This window comes from Pseudomonas sp. F220 (assembly GCF_057813935.1).
On sequence record NZ_JBVASJ010000128.1, the window covers coordinates 1 to 607 of the forward strand.

Annotated in this window: 1 protein-coding gene; it reads right to left on the reverse strand. The window is 51.1% G+C overall.

Annotation, left to right across the window (positions count from 1 at the left end):
• Positions 1–158: 158 nt before the first annotated feature.
• Positions 159–377 carry a hypothetical protein gene (locus ACZYSM_RS29300; protein WP_489077176.1) on the reverse strand — a complete coding sequence of 73 codons (219 nt, stop codon included), beginning with the start codon at positions 375–377 and terminating at the stop codon, positions 159–161.
• Positions 378–607: the final 230 nt, after the last annotated feature.

Below are 607 nucleotides of genomic sequence, written 5' to 3' on the forward strand. Positions count from 1 at the left end.
CTCAGTTCAATTTGTTCGTCTTCACTGAGCACGATGTCCTGAGAGTTCATGTGATCACTCCAAGTACTGACTGACCACAGAAGCATAGCTCAGGCTAGAAACTTATTTAAGAGACAGGACACTAGCGGTAGGCCATTGAGGGATAAGTACAATTGAGCTTAGTCATTCTGACGAGGCCCCTTTAGGTGGGCTAAGCCTTGTCTGATATGACCGGCGTTTTCACCGATCGTGTGGAGCGCGCCCCTGGCGTTATCCCCTGCCTCGGTAGAACCATGCTGTTCCTCCGCCAAAACCAATTCCATGATCGCGGCTTCAAGAGCGAGCTGGTTTTCATAAATTCTTGCTAGAACATCGCAAAGCGCATTCTGGTTAGGCACGACTTCGACTCCATTCGAAAACCATGGAGCATAGCAGCGTATGCGGGTGATATAGCCGTGGAGCGTGCGAGGAGGGTCGTCAGTGGTACGTAACTGGTACAAAGTAACCGCTCCATGAAGCCCACATTCCAAGCCGATATTTGATGCCCGATGCTGAGCTCCCGAACTCTCTCAGGAGCCTGCCCCACATGATGCGTCCCGATGCAAAAGTCGAAAAGGTATACCTCTAC